Annotated in this window: 16 protein-coding genes; 7 read left to right on the top strand and 9 right to left on the bottom strand. The window is 63.5% G+C overall.

Annotation, left to right across the window (positions count from 1 at the left end; translation table 11 throughout):
- Nucleotides 1-108: 108 nt before the first annotated feature.
- Entirely contained in the window at nt 109-945 is an 837-nt protein-coding gene (locus tag FY036_RS17960) for a metallophosphoesterase (protein ID WP_148916134.1), read from the top strand.
- Here FY036_RS17960 and FY036_RS17955 read toward each other — a convergent pair.
- The 8 genes from FY036_RS17955 to FY036_RS17920 all read right to left on the bottom strand — a co-directional run bounded on the left by FY036_RS17955 (nt 848) and on the right by FY036_RS17920 (nt 10,419).
- Nucleotides 848-3,295: a polysaccharide biosynthesis tyrosine autokinase gene (locus FY036_RS17955; RefSeq protein WP_148916133.1), complete on the bottom strand. Its 2,448-nt coding sequence runs from the start codon at nt 3,293-3,295 to the stop codon at nt 848-850. The genes FY036_RS17960 and FY036_RS17955 overlap by 98 nt on opposite strands.
- A gap of 49 nt (nt 3,296-3,344) precedes the next feature.
- On the bottom strand, nt 3,345-4,241 hold the full coding sequence (galU, locus tag FY036_RS17950) for a UTP--glucose-1-phosphate uridylyltransferase GalU (protein WP_148916132.1): 897 nt from the start codon (nt 4,239-4,241) through the stop codon (nt 3,345-3,347).
- A 63-nt stretch (nt 4,242-4,304) separates the two neighbouring features.
- Nucleotides 4,305-5,255, bottom strand: a complete 951-nt coding sequence (locus tag FY036_RS17945) for a glycosyltransferase (protein ID WP_148916131.1) — start codon at nt 5,253-5,255, stop codon at nt 4,305-4,307.
- The gene (locus FY036_RS17940; RefSeq protein WP_148916130.1) at nt 5,248-6,255 is read right to left on the bottom strand and encodes a glycosyltransferase family 2 protein; all 1,008 of its coding nucleotides are present in this window, start codon (nt 6,253-6,255) and stop codon (nt 5,248-5,250) included. Before FY036_RS17940 ends, FY036_RS17945 begins: the two co-directional genes overlap by 8 nt.
- Before the next feature lie 21 nt (nt 6,256-6,276).
- The gene (locus FY036_RS17935; RefSeq protein ID WP_148916129.1) at nt 6,277-7,440 is read right to left on the bottom strand and encodes a glycosyltransferase family protein; all 1,164 of its coding nucleotides are present in this window, start codon (nt 7,438-7,440) and stop codon (nt 6,277-6,279) included.
- Between the two features lie 301 nt (nt 7,441-7,741).
- Nucleotides 7,742-8,020, bottom strand: a complete 279-nt coding sequence (locus tag FY036_RS17930; protein ID WP_148916128.1) for a hypothetical protein — start codon at nt 8,018-8,020, stop codon at nt 7,742-7,744.
- 175 nt (nt 8,021-8,195) lie between these two features.
- Entirely contained in the window at nt 8,196-9,233 is a 1,038-nt protein-coding gene (locus tag FY036_RS17925; protein ID WP_148916127.1) for a glycosyltransferase family 2 protein, read from the bottom strand.
- Nucleotides 9,226-10,419 carry a nucleotidyltransferase family protein gene (locus FY036_RS17920; RefSeq protein ID WP_148916126.1) on the bottom strand — a complete coding sequence of 398 codons (1,194 nt, stop codon included), beginning with the start codon at nt 10,417-10,419 and terminating at the stop codon, nt 9,226-9,228. The genes FY036_RS17925 and FY036_RS17920 overlap by 8 nt, the downstream gene beginning before the upstream one ends.
- 447 nt (nt 10,420-10,866) lie before the next feature.
- On the opposite strand from FY036_RS17920, the gene FY036_RS17915 reads away from it, so the two are divergent.
- From FY036_RS17915 to FY036_RS17890, 6 genes are all read left to right on the top strand, one after another.
- A complete protein-coding gene (locus FY036_RS17915; RefSeq protein ID WP_148916125.1) occupies nt 10,867-11,019 on the top strand; it encodes a putative RiPP precursor in 153 nt (50 codons plus the stop codon).
- Nucleotides 11,020-11,191: 172 nt separating this feature from the next.
- On the top strand, nt 11,192-11,488 hold the full coding sequence (locus tag FY036_RS17910; protein WP_148916124.1) for a PqqD family protein: 297 nt from the start codon (nt 11,192-11,194) through the stop codon (nt 11,486-11,488).
- On the top strand, nt 11,478-11,891 hold the full coding sequence (locus FY036_RS17905; protein WP_148916123.1) for a lasso peptide biosynthesis B2 protein: 414 nt from the start codon (nt 11,478-11,480) through the stop codon (nt 11,889-11,891). Before FY036_RS17910 ends, FY036_RS17905 begins: the two co-directional genes overlap by 11 nt.
- A gap of 8 nt (nt 11,892-11,899) precedes the next feature.
- Nucleotides 11,900-13,783, top strand: coding sequence for an asparagine synthase (glutamine-hydrolyzing) (asnB, locus tag FY036_RS17900; RefSeq protein ID WP_148916122.1), 1,884 nt, complete (start codon nt 11,900-11,902; stop codon nt 13,781-13,783).
- Nucleotides 13,780-14,760, top strand: coding sequence for a phosphoenolpyruvate carboxykinase (ATP) (locus FY036_RS17895; protein WP_148916121.1), 981 nt, complete (start codon nt 13,780-13,782; stop codon nt 14,758-14,760). The genes asnB and FY036_RS17895 overlap by 4 nt, the downstream gene beginning before the upstream one ends.
- Before the next feature lies 1 nt (nt 14,761).
- Entirely contained in the window at nt 14,762-16,627 is a 1,866-nt protein-coding gene (locus FY036_RS17890; RefSeq protein ID WP_148916120.1) for an ABC transporter ATP-binding protein, read from the top strand.
- Between the two features lie 23 nt (nt 16,628-16,650).
- Here FY036_RS17890 and FY036_RS17885 read toward each other — a convergent pair whose 3' ends face one another.
- Nucleotides 16,651-16,911: an exopolysaccharide production repressor exox gene (locus tag FY036_RS17885; protein ID WP_148916119.1), complete on the bottom strand. Its 261-nt coding sequence runs from the start codon at nt 16,909-16,911 to the stop codon at nt 16,651-16,653.
- Nucleotides 16,912-17,155: the final 244 nt, after the last annotated feature.

Below are 17,155 nucleotides of genomic sequence, written 5' to 3'. Positions count from 1 at the left end.
TTGAACGGCGGGAAACATAGTCAGCGCGATGCGAAAACGCCATCGCAGCCTTCGCCTCAACCAGCTAGGATGCAACAGAAACACGATACGCGACGGACAGCCTTGCCAATGCGAATTACCCGGAGGATCTGGCCATGGCGGCGTCAGCCGCGCCGGGAACGCCTCCACCTCGACCTCGAAGGCACTACGGTCTACGCCATTGGCGACATCCATGGATGCTACGACGAACTGCTGGCGCTCGAGCGCAGGATAGTTCGTGACGCAGCCGCGTTGGATGGACCCAAGCTGATCGTGTGCCTTGGCGACTACGTCGATCGCGGGCCGGCGTCGCGGCAGGTCGTGGAGCACCTGCTGCAGCCTCCCCCGGAAGGCTTTGATCGCATCTGCCTGGCCGGCAATCACGACGTCGCCATGCTCGATTTCATCGAGGGAAGGCTGGACCTGGGCGACTGGATGACGCTGGGCGCGGAGAAGACGCTTGCCTCCTACGGCATCGACGTCGCCTATCTGGACGAGATTTACCGCCGCCCGGCGCAGCTGGACGCCTTCATCAGGCAAAGCTTTCCCGAAGCGCATGTCGCGTTCCTGCGCTCGCTGCCCGTGCTTGCCCATTCCGACAAGCTCGTCTTTGTGCATGCCGGCATCCGTCCAGAAGTCCCGCTTGCCGAGCAGAAGGAGGACGACCTCCTCATGATCGGGGCCGGATTTCTCGAAAGCCTCGACCTTCCGGATCGATGGGTCGTGCATGGCCACACCCGCGTGCGCCAACCGCAGCTCGCCAGCCGTCGTATCGGCATCGACACAGCCTGCTATGCGACCGGCGTGCTGACTGCCGTCCGCATCAGGGCTACGCGCGTTCAGTTTCTGTTTTCGCGCGAGCTTGGGCCTTCCCGGAAGACGCCTGCTGCTCCGGATCATCCAGATAGTAGCTTGAATACCTCTTGATGAACTGTTCCGAGCCGCCGAACGAGCCGTAGCGCGGCAGCTTGTCGAGTCGCACCTTGTTCAGCACCACGCCCAGCACCTTGGAAGCGATCAGCGGCTCGTTCCGGATGGCGGAGTGGACGATGGCGCGCGGCGTCTTGCCCCATTCGACGACGGCAATGAACCCGTCGACCAGCGGTGAGAAAGCCTTTGCATCGACCACCGGCCCGACCGGAGGCAGGTCGACGATGACGTAGTCGAAACTCGTCCGCGCATCCTCGATCAGCCGTCGCATGCCGGCTGAGGAAAGAGCCTCGCTCGTGTGGGAGAACCGCCCGCGCACCAGCCCGGGCAGGATCGCCAGCCCGGTCTGCCGGTTGTATTTGATAGCGGAGCGCCAGTTGTCCGGATTGACCACCGCGTCGATCACGCCGGTCTGCACCTGTATGCCCAGATGCCTTGTAAGACCGGGGTTTCGCAGGTCGCCATCTATCAGCAGCGTGCGTGCGCCGCTGGCGGCCAGCAGCTCGGCGAGGTTGGCGGCAACCGTAGATTTGCCCTCGCCCGGCAGCACCGAGATCATGCCGATGACCTTGCTCGAGTTTGCCTGAAGCACCACGTCGCACGCGATCTTGGCACTGCGGAATGTTTCGGCAAACATCGACAGCGGCGCATCCACGCTGACCCGCATCCGCCGCCGGTGATCCGTGGCGGCAAGCGCCAGCGGCTCGTCACCTGCAAGATAGGTTCGGCCGTCCTTGCCGCGCTTCTTGCCGTGCTTCGCCCCGTGGGCCGAGAGCAGCGGCAGGTAACCGAGGAAGCGGAAGCCGAGACCTTCGCTCACATCCTTGCCGACGCGGAAGAAGCGTTCGTTGAACTCGTTGAGAGCGCCGAGCGCTCCGCCCATCATGAGGCCCAGCACAAGGGAAAGCCCGAGCACCATGATTGAGCGCGGGCTCGACGCGCCGCCCGGAGGCGTTGCCTCGGAGATGACGCGAACCTTGGCCACTGGAAACGACTGCTGCTGCGTCGTCTGCTCGTATCGATCCAGGAACGACTGATACAACGCCCTCAGAGCCGTCGCCTGCTGCTCCAGTTCTCGAAGCCGCACCTGCGACTGGTTGGCCTGCGCGCTGCGGCCGGTCGCGTCTGCCACGCTCTGGCGCAGCGTGCGCTCGCGGGCCAGCGCCACTCGATATTCGTTGCGGTAGCTTTCCGTGATCTGCGCAATCTCCTCGACCATCAGTCGGGTGATCTGCGCTATCTCGCGTCCCAGCGCCACGGCCTGCGGATGCTCGGCACCGAAATTGGCTTCGATGTCGGCCTTGCGCCGCGAGAGGTTCTGATGGCGCGTCCGCAACTCTCCGAAGGCCGGCCCCACCTCGACGCCTACCGGCGCGACCATCTGCGAAATATCCGGCGACGAAGCCGCGCTCGTCATGACCTCGAACTGCTCGAAGCGCGCCAGCGCTCGGGCGGCGTCCGCCTGCGCACTGATAAGCTGGGCGGAAAGCTCCGAAAGCTGCTGCTCACTCACAAGCTGGCCCTGCGTTTCTGCCAGTCCGTTTTCCGCCCGGTAACGCTCGACCTCCAGCGCGGCTGCCTGCGAGCTTTCGCGCAGCTCGGTCAGGCGGCCTTCGAGCCAGACCGCCGCCTGCTCCGTCGCTTCAAAGCTGGCGTTGAGCTGGTCGCCCAGATACGCCTCCGCATAGGCTCGGGTGATCGCGGCTGCGAGGTTCGGGTCGTGCGACTGGAAGCCGATCACGATGACGAGGCTGCGCCCCACTCGCTGGGCAAGCAGGTTGGCTTGCAGGCGTCCGACGGCCGCGCGCCGGCGCGACGAGGACATGAGCGCGTCGCGCGTCGCCTCGTCCAGTTCCTCGAACTCCTGTCTCCGCGCCTGCGTCGCCGGATCTGCCGGCCGCACCAGCGAGAGCATGTAGGAAAGCGACATACGCACCTGCCCGATGGTTCGCTGCACCAGCGAGGTCGGCGGGCTCATGAAGTCTTCGTTGCGATGCAGGTTCAGCTTGTCGGCCACCACGGCGGCAAGCCGCGCCGAACGCAGCACCTCGATCTGGCTCAGCATGGCGGCTTCGGTCTGCATGCTGGAAGCGATCGGAGATACCTCGTCGATCACCTTGCTAAGGTTTTCATCCACGAGGATGCGCGACGTTGCCACATAGGTCGGCGGTGTCGTCTGGAGATAGACGATACCCAGCAGAAGCGCGATGACCGCCGAGACGGCGACAACCTTGGTCTGGCGCAATGCCATCCGCAGCAGGTTCTCGACGTCGATGAACTCGTTGCCGCCACTTTCGGGCTGCTTGGGGTTCATCCTGTTGTCCAGTGGAAAGGTTGGATATGTCATTCGCTTCTCGTCTGTCGCGCGGATGCGGACGTGATTGCGTTGCCGATGGCTATGCGGCCTCGACCAGAGGTGCGTGCTCGCGCACCAGCGCGTCGATATTGCCGATGATGGAATGTCGGGTGTCATGCCGCTTCAGCGCGAAGGCGACGTTTGCTTCCACGAAGCCCTCTTTGGAGCCGCAATCGTACATGCGCCCCGTGAAAGGCCTCGCATAGAATGCCTGCGTCTCGGCCAGCCTTTCCATCGAGTCCGTCAGCTGGATTTCGCCGCCAGCGCCTCTTTGCTGGTTGGCCAGCAGCCCGAATATTTCCGGCTGGAGGATATAGCGGCCGTTGATGTAGAGGTTCGACGGCGCTTCGGCTGGTGCAGGCTTCTCGACCATGGCGGTGACCTGAAAGCCGTCGGCGATCGGCGCACCCTTGCCGACGATGCCGTATTTGTGGGTCATGTTCGGATCGCACGCCTCGACCGAGATAACGTTGCCGCCGGTCACCGAAAAGAGTTCCATGATTTCCGCAAGGCAACCCTTGTCGCCGAAGCCCACCATGTCCGGCAGGATCAGTGCGAAGGGCTCGTTGCCGACGACCTCGCGGGCGCACCACACCGCATGGCCGAGACCGAGCGGCGCCTGCTGGCGTGTGAAGGTGGTTGCACCGGCCTGCGGCAACAGCTGTTCGAGCGAACGAAGCTGTTCGTGCTTGCCTGCTTTGCCAAGCGTGTCCGACAGCTCGGGCATCTGGTCGAAATAGTCCTCGATGGCCGATTTGTTGCGCCCGGTCACGAACACGATGTGCTCGATGCCTGCTTCCCTCGCCTCGTCCACCGCATACTGGATCACCGGTCGATCGACGATGGGCAGCATCTCCTTCGGCACCGCCTTGGTCGCCGGAAGCATTCGTGTGCCCAGGCCGGCAACAGGAATTATCGCTTTACGAACACTGGTCATGACATCCCCTTGAAGCGGAACGGGTTGGGTATGGTTTTTCGACGGCTGTAGACGACGGTCGTTTCATGTGCTTTGCCCCTCCGCCCGCGCCACGGTTGGCCCTCCGTACTGGCGCAGTTCGCGGAGGCCGGCCAAACCGCTGACGGTGCCGGCGTGCAGGATTCCGCGCAGCAGATTCGTATTCCGGCGCACGGGGCTCGGTGCCGTCAGTGCTGTCGCCGCCAGGCAGTAGAAGAACTTGGCGGCGGCAATCGTGACCTGCACGGGCATGCTGGCGGCGGGCTGGCGACTGCGCAGCAACGCGCCGTGGGTTTGGCCGAAACGGAACCTGCGCCTGACCAGCCAGCTCATCGTGGCCCGTGCAGCCGGCACGCGTTCTTCGACGAGTGCATCGGGGGCATAGGCGATGGAGCCCCCTGCATCCACGACCCCCGCGAAGAACTCGGTATCCTCGCCTCCGGTCTGGCCGCGCGCCAGGCTGAAGCGGCGACCGCGAATGCTGGTATCGTCCATCCGCAACAGGACATTGCAGGTGTAGCCGGTGCGGATTTTGCCGGCGACCCACACCGGACGGGTGGAATGGAAGTCTCCCTCGCGCATCCACCGTGGCGCGTCCGGCGCATAATGCACGCTAACAGGCCCAAGGATCACCGAAGCGTCGGTTGCGTCGGCCTCGTCAATGAGCTGCGCGACCCATTCCGGCGTCGCCGTCTCGTCATCGTCGATGAACGCGACGAAATCGGCATCGGCCGCATCGAGGCAAGCGTTGCGCGCAATGGAAATGTTGCGCGCGGGACAATGGATGTAGTGAAACGGCAACCGCAGCTCGTCCGCAAGTCGACGCACCAGCTGCTCGGCGCTGCGGACATCGTCATTGTCGGCGACGATGACGCGCATCCGGTATCTGTCCGGCACATTCATCGCAGCCAGCGAGCGCAGGGTCGCCTCCAGTTCCGCCCGCCGGAACGTGCAGACGCAGACGTCGATCTGGATCGGGCTGCCGTCGCTATCCATGACTCGGCCTCGTCGGAACCATCGTCGATGCGAGCAGCTGCTGCCAGAAGCCAAGCGACCAGGCGAGGTGCATGACCATGACTGAGACGCCGGCGAGGAAATGCTCTGGCCGTTTCGCCGCGATGCCCGCAGCCGTGCCGAACCCGAGGCACACCAGCATCCACAGCAGCATCGGCACCGCAGCCGCCCAGTGTATCGGGCTCAGGGCTGCCAACAGCACGCTCGGTGCGACCAGTAGCGGGATCATCTGCCGGACGCGCGGTACGATGCGATGCTTGAGCACGTTACGCGCGCGTCCACGCCCATATTTTAGATATTGTGCGAAAAGCGTCGGCAGTGTAGCGCGTGGCAGATAGGTCATCTGCGTGGCGCTTGTCAGCCAGATGCGGCCGCCGGCCTGCCGCAGGCGAAAATCGAACTCCGCATCCTCATTGTGAGAGAACGTCTCGTCGTAGCCGCCGACGGCGAGGAAGGACCTCACGCTCATCAGCGCATGGTGGCCGTGCTCCACCCACTGCCCCATCGTCGCAGATCGATGGGCTGAGCCGCCGTTCCCGAGTTTGGAGTTCTGCGCGATGGCTGCCGCACTCTGGAACAGGCCGGAACCGGAGGTCAGCATGGATACCACGACAGCGTCGGCTCCCGTCGCAAACGCCTCCTCCACCAGCCGATCGCAATAGTCTTCCGGGTAGATGCCATGGGCATCCACACGGATGAGGAAATCGAACGCGTCGCCGTGTTCGCGCACGACCTTGTTGATGCCTGCGCTTTGCAGCCGTCCGGGATTGTCGACGAGATGCAGCCATTGGCTGCTATGCGCCAGCTCTGCCACCAGCTCCCGCGTCCCGTCGCGGCTGGCGCCGTCGGCAACCGCTACTGTCGCGCCCAGCCTCTCGACCGAACCTGTCAACTGATCGAGAACGCTTTCGATGTGCGCCACCTCGTTGAGGCAGGGGATGACGATGAGAACCCGGGGGAAATGAGAAGAAGGATCCGTCATGAGCACTCTCGCGGCAGGCCTTCAGGCCGGTTTCATCGAAGCTTCGGGGGGATGCAGGTTCAGTCGGCTCAGCAGCGTCACGAGCTTTCGGCAGTCTTCGCCGTCGAAGGTCCAGGTCTTGCGATCCTGCTCCAGAACCTTGCCCCGGAGCTGTTCGACGGTCGTGGTATCCATATCGCCCAGCATTTCCACCAGCTGGTCGGTCGACAGGTCGGGCAATTGCACGCCTATGCCGCGATGGCGCAGGAACAGCGCCGTCTCCGTACCCGCAACCGCGATGGGGATCGCGCCGAAGCGGCACCCTTCATAGAGACGGTTCGGCAGAAGCCAGGACGAATTCAGTCCCGCCTCGAAATAGTCGACGACCCACGAGAAGTGCACCTCTCGGTATATGTCCGCGATGTCTTCGGGGTTGCGGTACGGTCCCTCGAAGCGCAGATGCGGCTCCGCCGCGACGATGTCGTGGAAGTCGGGAATGGCGGTCAGCGCCGGCTTCCCCCGCAATACCACCTCGAAACGCCCATCCATGGCGCGTACGAAATCGGCCAGCGTCAACAGCGAGCGGCGGCAGCGCAGCGCGCCGAACCAACCGATCCGCCAGGGCGCGCGCTCCAGCCGGTGCAACGCGTTGCCTCCGGTCTCCATCGGTTCGAAATGCTTGTTTTCAAGCAGTTCCACAGGAGACGAAACCTGGTTTCGTGCACGAAAATAGTGCCGCACGAAGGCTGGTGAGCTCGTCATCAGCAGGCTCACGTCGCGCGCCAGATACCGCTCGAGGGCGCGCATGGCCGCACCCAAAGCGTCCTCCCGCAGCATAAGCCGGTGGATGTCCAGGCATTCGTAGGCAACGGGCACCCGCGCCCAGGCGTAAAGCGCTCGCAGGCGGGCGGCCAGCGCCAGCATCTCCAGATTGCGGCAGACGATCACGTCTGGCACGCCATCCCCGCCAAGGCGGCCCTGAATGGTCATCGCCACCCGCGCGACAGCCGCGATCCTTTGCCCAAAGCCGGCGTCTTTCGTCGTACCCAGATCGACTGGCACCACGTCGCCGAGATCGGCGGGCGAAGCGGACGACCGGCGAAACCCGGCCAGCGTCACTCGCGCGCCTCCAGCCTTCAGCATCATGACCCGCCGACGCACGGCAGGCTCACAAATGTCATGAACGAGATAGAGAACCCGCAGCATCAGGCGACACCAACAATTGCCCCGATGCACTAAGCCTAAAGGACAATTTTTTGCACCGCAAGAAGACTTGTTGCACTGCAGCTATATTTTGCCGCGTTGCACAAAATTTCTGCACAAAATTCGAAATTTAATCACGCCGTGATTACGGCAAAGGCAGAATCCAACTATCGTGATTCTGCTCCAATCTCACGTTACATTACCGGTATGACATAAATATTAAATGCCGAAAGAAATATTCTTTCGGAACGGCCGAGCCGCCGGCATTCGCGACGATGTCGAAGGCGCTGGCCGGTTTCCCCGGTCACGCGTTCTCCGGTGCCGCCGGGTATCCCCCCATCGTCTCATCCAGGCTGCCCAGCCATTCCAGTTGCCTATCCAGCATCGCGAGGCGGTCCTCCGCCTGCATGATGGACGCCGAGAGCGTGTCGAGCCGGCTGGCCGAGCCGGCGTCGCCGTTCGCGGTCGCCTCCATCAGGAAAGCCGCGCTGTCGGCCTCCCGCTGGCGACGGCCTTTCAGGCCTTCCCGCTCTTTGGAGACTTCGGCTGCAATCTCCCTGGCGAGTGTGCAAAGCCTGTTCATGCGTTGCATATCCGTGTTCCGATCGCGATCCGAGCTACGGGTTCTGAAGGAAAACATCGAGGCCATTCGCGCAATTCTCCGATTCCATCGCCTGCCTCCATTCATAGCGCGGTTCGCCGCGACATTCATCTTCGGGTGTGGATGCGCTGCGGCGACGCCTCGCGCTGGTCCATTTTCATTTTTCCACATTCGCTTCCACCGGCCTTACGGGAAACAGGAACCGGAACGGCTCGCGATTCTGCCGGGCATTCATTGGTGCCAACGCCCTTCGCGCCGCGGCAACTTTGTCGGCAAGCACGCCGCGGATGACCGCGCGCGCCCCCTGCGCGCTCGACAGCAGGAAGCCTGCCGCCGCCAACGGCGAGCGGCGCTTGAGATCGAGGAACCGCCGTAGCCTGTACTTGTCGCGCACCTGCCGCGCATGCACCTGCAGCCGCTGCCGCGAACTGTCGGCCAGCCCGTCGGCGCGCAGCAGCGCCCGCGACGCAGCCGCCAGCCGGCGCAAATCCTCCGTCCGATGTCTTCCGCTCAGCGAGTTGGCGCGCACCCGCGCGAGATACCCGCAGCTCGGCAGCAGTTCGAATACGGCTCCGCAGATCAGTGCGCGGGCGTAAAGGTCGTAGTCCTCGCCCAGCCTCAGATGCCGCGAATAGCGCAGCCCGTGCGCATCGAGAAAGCTGCGCCGGATGACCGGCTTGAGGAAGCCGAATTCTCCGCGATTCATCCCACGCCGCGAGATGTTGCCGTCGATGAAATCGTCCAGGCTCAACAAACGCGGGGCGCTGCACGCCGCCGGCATCGCGATGTCCGCAAGTGAAAGGGCAGCCCGCTCGTCCACGAACAGGATGTTGTCTGCCGCGATATCCCATCGCGCGGTGGCGTCGAATGTGCGGAAGCGGCCCTTCAAGATCCTGTCGTCGGCATCCAGTATCGCAATGAAAGGCGATGTCGACCGCTCGATGGCGAGGTTTCGCGCATGGGAAGGGCCGCGATTGGCATCGAGCCTGATGACGCTCAGCCGCCCGCTGCCATCATCGGCGGCCCAGGCCGCCGGTGATGTCCCGTCGGAGGAACCGTCATCGACCACGATCACCTCGCGCGTTTCCGTTTCCGCCAGCGCCGAAACCACCGCCTCGCCGATGGTTGCTGCCGCATCCTTCGCCGCAATGATGATTGCGACCTCGATCGCTGTCGAAACGCTCGCGCTATGCATTGCCGCGCTCCGCCCACAGCCGGCGACCGACCTCCGACGAAGCCGCCCATGCTGCCTCGACCATGAAGCGCCGGTAGCGCCGGTCGCAGAGGTTCCACAGGATGTCGCGGCGCTTGGGCCAATCGATGGCGTTAAGCCATGGAGCCAGGATCATGAGACGCAGTTCATCGTCGCCCGTCGCGGGCAGAACCTCGCCCGATTGTCCCGACAGTCCGTCATGCCATACGCCCAGAAGGCTCCAGCAGGTTCTCACCCCCAGCATCAGCGTGCCGTGCAGGCCCTCGTCCCGCGCCCTTGCGACCAATGCCTGCCGACCGTCAGTATCCATGCGGCGCAGGCCGGCATGGAGGTCGCACACATGCGACGCGCAGGGCTCGCGATTGAAGAACGCCTTCGCGATGCTGATAGAGGAAAGCAGAACCGTGTCCGCCGGGTCCAGAAACGGCAGGGCGGTTCCGGCCAAATCAATCGTGGCGGCGCGGGCCATGAAAAGCGCGCTGTCACGCGGGCGCGGCATGCCCGGCTGCTGCAACCGGTGATGAAGGTCGATCACTCCGGCAGCTCCGCCGTCGCGCACCATATGCTGCTCGCCGAGAAAATGAGACCACCATAGCGAATTCGCACGCCGTTCGACACCGTAACCATGACGCATCAGGCAGGCGCGCGCGCTGGCGAAGTCCCCTGGATGCACCAGAATGTCCACGTCTCCGGAAGGCTTCGCGTAATAGTTGCCGTAAAGCTCTTTCTGCTGCAGCGGCCCTTTGAACAGGACGAAATCGACCTTCTCCTCCCTAAGGCCGGCCGCTGCGTGCAGCGTAGCGGAAAGCGTTGCCGAATTGATCGCGTTCGTCTTGCGGCGGTAGGCATCGAGAAAGCCGCCGGTGCGGCTCCAGGCATCATTCGATACGAAATCGTCTCGCTCGAACCGCAGCACGTTCCCGATCTTGTTGAGGCGCACGAGTGTCAGCAACTCGCGCTCCTGCGAGATCGGCTCGGCAATGCCATCATGCTGCAGTTTCAGGAAACGCGCCAAGGCGGCGCGCACCAGTGCGATCTCGCCCGCCAGTTCCCCTTCCGTCGCGGGTAGGCGCTGTCGAAAATCCGGGGCGGCGGCGGCACGGACGCACGTTGCCGGCATCGCCAGCCCCTCGCTCGTCTCGCGCATCGCAACACCCGTTTCCTGCATCTCGCTCTTCCTGTTCGCCTCCGATCGTCGGCCGCCCGGCTCCCGCGCAGGGTCGCTGCAACGGATACCCACAATTGCAGCCTATACAATAAACGACAGGATGAACACCATTTATGACTTGTCTTTTCTTCAACATTAGCCTGCAAACTATGCATGATGCGCAAATGTACATCATGTGCATAATTTTTGCGCTGCACAATTTTTCCTCATATTAGGAAAATCAGTTAGTTAGCGCCCACAAGCAATTTCATCTCCTTAGCCAAGAAAGAGTCTTACATCGAATTTTATTCATTCTCGCATGATGAAATCACGCAAAATGAAGTACAAGATGGATAACGAAACGTAAATGGTGCTTGACAGCTAAATGCGGCCATGCAGCTATTGCAGCGCAGCATTGCCTGCCGGCAGACAACTTGCCGTAGCCCCACCACACAATGGAGTGAGCAAATGAAAACCAGCACCCCGAAAAGAGAATACGAGACTCCGAACCTCGAAGCTCATGGTTCGATCGAGCAGATTACTCAGGGCGCTTCGACCGGTACTGCGCTCGACGCGACTTTCCCGACGGGTACGCCTTTCGGCGATCTGACCTTCTCGTGATCTGACAGGGACCGCTCCCATCAATAGGGGGCGAACCTAAGGGGTGACGGAGCTTATCCGGAAATTCTCCTGAAATACTGAACCCGAAATCTCCGTCACCCACCATCGCCTGCAAAAGAAGAAAAGATGATGTGGGCATTGACCGCTGCGCAACGTGTTCCTGGTGATGTAAATGATGAGTACCAGTAAGAATGCCGTTGTTTCTTCACCTCAGGTGGTCGCATGCGAGTTCGGAAGCGGCGTTGCGCTGCTCGATCTCGCAGGAAACACCTATTTCAGCCTGAACGATGTTGGCGCCTTCATCTGGGAACAGATAAGGACGCCTTTGCCCGTTTCGGAAATAGTCGATCGGGTAACGGCGACTTACGATGTGGAGCCGGCGCGCTGCGTTAGCGACGTGCAGACCCTGCTTTCGAGGCTGGAGACCGCCGGTCTCATCCGTTGGGAGCAGGCCGAACATGCAGGATGAGGGCATCCCCCCTTTCAGGCGTCGCCTCTTCCTGCTCCACTGCCTGGCAGTCGTGGCGGTCATTCGCGGCGGCCTTACCCTCGGCCGGTTTCGTGTGGTCAGCGACCACATCGCGGCTATGCCTGTCGGCGGGCCTGCCCCCGTGCAAATCCTTCGCCGTGTATCATGGGGCGTCGCGGCGACGGCGCGGCTCGTTCCGGGAGCCACCTGCCTGACACAGGCGCTGGCGGGCCAGTATCTGCTGGCCCGCCACGGCTACAAGGCTCAGATTCATCTGGGCGTGGAGCGCGGCTCGCTGGCCCGCATCCGCGCCCACGCCTGGCTTGTCAGCGGCGACTGCATCGTCCTGGGCGGCAGCGCTAGCTCGCTTGCCGGCTACAACCAGCTTCACGTCATCGGCTGAGACGCACCATGAGCGGGATCGCCGGCATTTTCCCAGCAAATGCGCCCACGACGGCCCCCCTCATCGATCGCATGGTCGCGGCGATGAAGCACCGCGCGCGCGACGGCAGTGCAACCTGGTCGTCAGGCGCGGCGCATCTCGGCCATTGCTGGCTCAACACCACGGCTGAGACGACCGGCGGACCGCTTGTCCGTTTCGCCGGTCGTTATGTCGTGGTGGCGGACTGCCGGCTCGACAACCGCGACGAATTGTTGGCGCGTCTGGGCATGCGTGATCGCGAAGCGAGCGACGCGGAGATGATACTTTACGCCTATCTGCGCTGGGAGAGGGCTTGCGCCGAAAGGCTGGAAGGCGATTTCGCCTTTGCCATTTGGGACGGCGACCGCCGCGAGTTTTATTGCGCGCGCGACCAATTCGGCGTGAAGCCCTTCTACTACCACCTCGGCCCGTCCGGTTTTGTATTCGCGTCCGAAATGAAGTCGCTTCTGGCAACGGGCGTGACCGCAACCCTCGACCAGGACCATGTGGCGGGGATGCTGGCTGGCATGCCGGACGACAGCGCGGCAACCGTCTATTCCCAGCTTCGTCGTCTTCCAGCGGGGCATTGTCTTTCGACGGACGGCCGCACCCTCGCCGTCCGGCAATACTATCGCATCGAGCCTCGGCCGAACCCCGGCCCCGACGCGATCGAACAGTTCAGGCATCTCTTCACGGAAGCCGTACGGGTGCGCATGCGCGGCACCCAGGCGCTGGGGACGATGCTCAGCGGCGGTCTCGATTCCTCGTCTATCGCCTGTGTCGCGCGCGATCTCCGGGCAGTCGGCTCTCAGAAGGCGCTGCCGTCCTATTCGATGGTCTTCGAGCGCGGCTCGTCGATGGACGAGCGTCCCTATATCGACGCGGTGCTGGCGCAGGGTGGTTTTGCTGCCAACTTCATTCCGCTTGTCGAGCATGCTCCCTTTCGCGAGTTCGAGACGATCCTGGATGAGCAGGAAAGCACCTTCCTTGCCCCCGGCCTGTCGGCAACGCGCCAGCTTCTTTCGGCCGCGCGCAACGATGGCGTCCGCGTCCTCCTGGACGGTCATGGCGGCGACGAGGTGGTCTCCCATGGCTACGGCCGGCTGCACGAACTTGCAGCAGAAGGCCGGTGGCTGGCGCTATGGCGCGAATTGCGCGGCGTCGCGCGGGTTCACGCCACCAGCGCCACCCAGACATATCTGGGGCTGCTCACGATCTACGGCCCGGTTGCGCGGCTGGAGCGCGCTCGACGCCGCCTCGTCTCCCGCCTCAGCCGGCAGACGGCCGACCCGCTCGGCCTCGTCAATCCGGACCTTGCCCGCAGGACCAACCTCGCCGAGCGCGCCCATCGCTTCGCGCGGATGCCGGGCGTGGCGCTTTCAAGCGAGATGCTGTCCCACCGGTGGAAACTCACCAGCGGTCTCATCTCCCATGCCTTCGAGGTGCTGGACAAATCGGCCGCGCATTTCGGCATCGAGCAACGCTATCCTTTCTGGGACAAGCGGCTGGCCGAATTCTGCCTGTCGCTGCCGGCCGAAGCCAAGCTGAACGACGGTTGGACGCGCTACGTCCTGCGACAGGCGATGGGCGGCATCCTGCCGTCCGCGGTGCAGTGGCGGCACAGCAAGGTCAATTTCGGCCCGAACCTCACCGGCGGCATGGTGCGCAACCATCGCGCCCTGCTGGAGCGCACATTCGGGGCCGACAGCGAAAGCATCGCACCGTTCGTCAACATCGGCGCAGCCCGCGCTGCATGCGAAAGGCTGCTGCGCGACCCAGACAACGCCCCCTTTGACGAGGTTCAGGCAGTATGGCGCGCCGCATCCCTGTCGATGTGGCTTGGCCTGCTGCGCCGCCAGGGAGTCATGGCATGACGATCCACACGACAGCCGCCTGCGGCGAAGCCTGCCCGCCTCGATACGATGAGACACTCGAGGCGCATGCGCGCTATCGCGCCTTCGGGCTCGACATCGCTTCGCAGGTCGCCCTGCCCGAACTGATGCTGGCCTCGGGCAACGCGGCCACCGCAGCCGACGTCGAAATCAGGCTTGCCTCGATCCCCTCTCGCGAACCGCATCCCGTCTCCTACATGCACATCTTCTCGGAAGAAGAGCTCTATTTCTCGTGGCAGCAGGTCGGCCGTTTCCGGGTGGTGGGAACGGGACTGATCGAGATCGACCCCGCCCCCGGCGTCGATGAGCGGCTGTTGGCGCTGCCGCTGCTCGGGCCGGTCCTGGGCATGCTCCTTCACCGACGTGGCCATCTGATCCTGCACGCCAGCGCAACGACGCTCGGCGGCCGCTGCGCCATCTTCGTCGGCGACAAGGGCGCGGGCAAATCGACCACGGCGGCAGCTCTTCTCGAAGCTGGACACGCACTGCTGACCGACGATCTGGTCGTCCTCTCCAGAGATATGGGGAATGCCGCACGCGTCGAACTCGGCTTTCCCCAGCTCAAGCTGTCGGAGAACGCCGCCCAGGCCGTGCGCATCGCGGATGCGTTCGTGGAGCCGTCGGTGCATCCCGCAATCCTCAAGCGGCAGCATCGCGTGCCGTCTTCCTTCGCGACGACCCCCATTCCGGCCCGTCGGATTTATCTGCTTCAGCGCGGCGAGGCCGCGGCCGTCGAGCCACTTTCGGCAAAGGCGTCCCTGCTCGGCCTGATGCAGTTTTCCTATGTGACGCGCTTCGGTCGTGACGCGCTTCAGGGAAGCGAAGCGACACGTCACCTCGACCAGTGCGCCCGGCTCGCCGGTCTTGTCGGCATGCGCCGCCTGACAGTGCCGAACGGCCTCGACAGGCTGCCGGAAATCGCAGCGCTCGTGCGCGAAGACCTGGCCTCGGATAGCTGAGATGGGCAAGGCAGCTCTCGCTGAAGCCCCGCCCCTGGCGACCGAGAGCTCGCCGCCCGGGACCTATTCGGTGCGGGACATCGCGGCCTTCGCCCGCTTCGTGCTGGCCGACGGCAGGCGGCGCATCGCCATAGCCATCGCCTTCCTCGTGCTGGCAAGCCTGACCGAGGGCTTTTCCATCCTGCTGTTGATCCCGATCCTGCATTCCGCCGCCGGCAGCGGGGCGGATTTCGCCGTCCGTATCCCGTCGATCCACCTCCCAGGCTGGACCACGCCGGCGCTGGAATTTCCGCTGGGTGTGGCGCTCGCCGCGCTCCTGCTGCTGGTCATCGCCCAGGCTGGCTTCAACCGCGTCAAGTCGGTCTACATGGCGGCCTTGCTGGACGACTTCGTCAACGGCGTGCGCATGCGCCTGTTCGAAAGCATCGGGCGCGCGCGATGGGGCGTGTTCGGCACGATGCGTTCGGCCGATGTCGAGCACGCTCTCAACAGCGATATCGAGCGCGTGCAGGGCGCAGCCTACTATCTCATCCTGCTCGCACAGGTGGGCGTCCTGCTCTCGGCATATCTCCTGATATCGCTGCTGATATCCGTCCCGATGACACTTGTCGCCATGGCCGTAGGATGCGTGATCTTCGTAACCCTGCGACCCTTCCGCAGGCGCGCCGCGCTTCACGGCCACACGATCACGACCAACCGCAAGGACCAGTTCCGCATCGTCTCGGAGTTCCTGCACGGCCTGAAGCTCGCCAAGAGCATGAACGCCGAGGAACTCTATTTCGATCGCCTGCGCAACACGCTGACGCGCATCAGAAACGACAATGCTCGCTATGTCGGGCTTAGCACGGTGGCGACGGCCCTGTTCCAGATCGCCAGCGCGGTCAGCGTCTGCATCGTCGTCTATGTCGCGCTTATGATCTACCGGCTATCGCTGGCCGAGACCGTCGTCCTGCTGCTGGTCTTCATGCGTATCGCGCCGCGCTTCATGGAAACGCAGACCTATGTGCAGCAGATCGTCATGAACCTGCCGGCCTTCCACGCAACCGAAGCCGTCCGCGCTAAATTCGATGCCGCGCGTGAGCCGGCAGGACGGCCGGGCGTCGATGAAGCCGCCCGCTTCGACCCTAAGAAGGAAATCAAGGTCCGCGACCTGACTTTCGGTTACGACGCCTCCGCAAGACGTCCTGCTATCGAGGGCGTCACCTTCTCGATGCCGGCTAACGGCATCACTGCCCTTATCGGGCCCTCCGGTTCCGGCAAGAGCACCATAGCCGACCTGCTCATGGGGCTGATCGAGCCGGCCTCGGGGGCGATCGAGATCGACGGCCGGCCGCTCGATCAGTCCTTGATGCGCGCGTGGCGCGCGCATGTCGCCTACGTGTCGCAGGACGTTTTTCTGCTGCACGACACAATCGCCGCAAACCTTCGTTTGGCTGCGCCCGAGGCAGGCGAGGACGAGATGTGGGAGGCCTTGCGCTTGGCGATGGCTGCACCGTTCGTCGAGCGTCTCGACAAAGGTCTGCAAACCGTGATCGGCGATCGGGGTGCGCGGCTCTCGGGTGGCGAGCGTCAGCGCATCGCGCTTGCCCGCGCGTTGCTGCGCAAGCCCGCGCTGCTCATCCTCGACGAGGCGACGAGCGCGATCGACTGGCAGAACCAGACGGTTATAGCGCAATCCATCAAGGCGCTGCGCGGCCGGATGACGATCCTTACCATCGCGCACCGCCCCTCGATGATTTCGTTCGCCGACCGGGTGATCGCCATTGAGAATGGACGCGTTGTGGAGTCGGGACGCTTCGACAAGCTCAGCAAGGATCCCCACAGCCAGCTTTCACGGCTGCTGGCGGGAGAACAGGCCTCGACGTGAGCGGTTGGGATGCTATGCCGGCTCTAATGCGACGACGGTCTTTGCTTGCCATGGCTGATCGTCGGCCCGCTGACGGTTTCCTTCGCCTCTTTCTTGCGCGGCGTATTGCCGGGGCGCATCGCTACCAGCGCGAGGATGAAGATCGCATAGCCCACCTGCACCAGCACGACACTGACGACCAGGCGCAGCAGGATGGTTCCGATGCCGGCCCCGTCTGCCAGCGACCACACCAGAACGATGGCGATCGCCAGCAGCGATCCCACTATGAATTTGGGCAGGCTCATGCGACCCGCTCCTCAGAGGTGACCCAGGCTCCTGCGATCAATTCACTTCCTCCCCGGCATCGCAGCGCGCGTGAACGCGTTTGCGAAACCAGACCTCCTCGCCCGCGTCGCGCCGCACTGCGCGCTATGCCGGCAAAAGGTAGGATAAATCCAGCGGCGGTTTCCCGCAAGACGTGCCGGCTCTCAGCCCCACACGGCGGCACTTTGCTGCAATGCAACCAGAACGCTGTCGCGACTGCGGCTT

Source organism: Neoaquamicrobium microcysteis (genome assembly GCF_008180155.1).
Lineage (GTDB): Bacteria > Pseudomonadota > Alphaproteobacteria > Rhizobiales > Rhizobiaceae > Aerobium > Aerobium microcysteis.
This window is presented reverse-complemented; position numbering and strand designations above follow the sequence as displayed.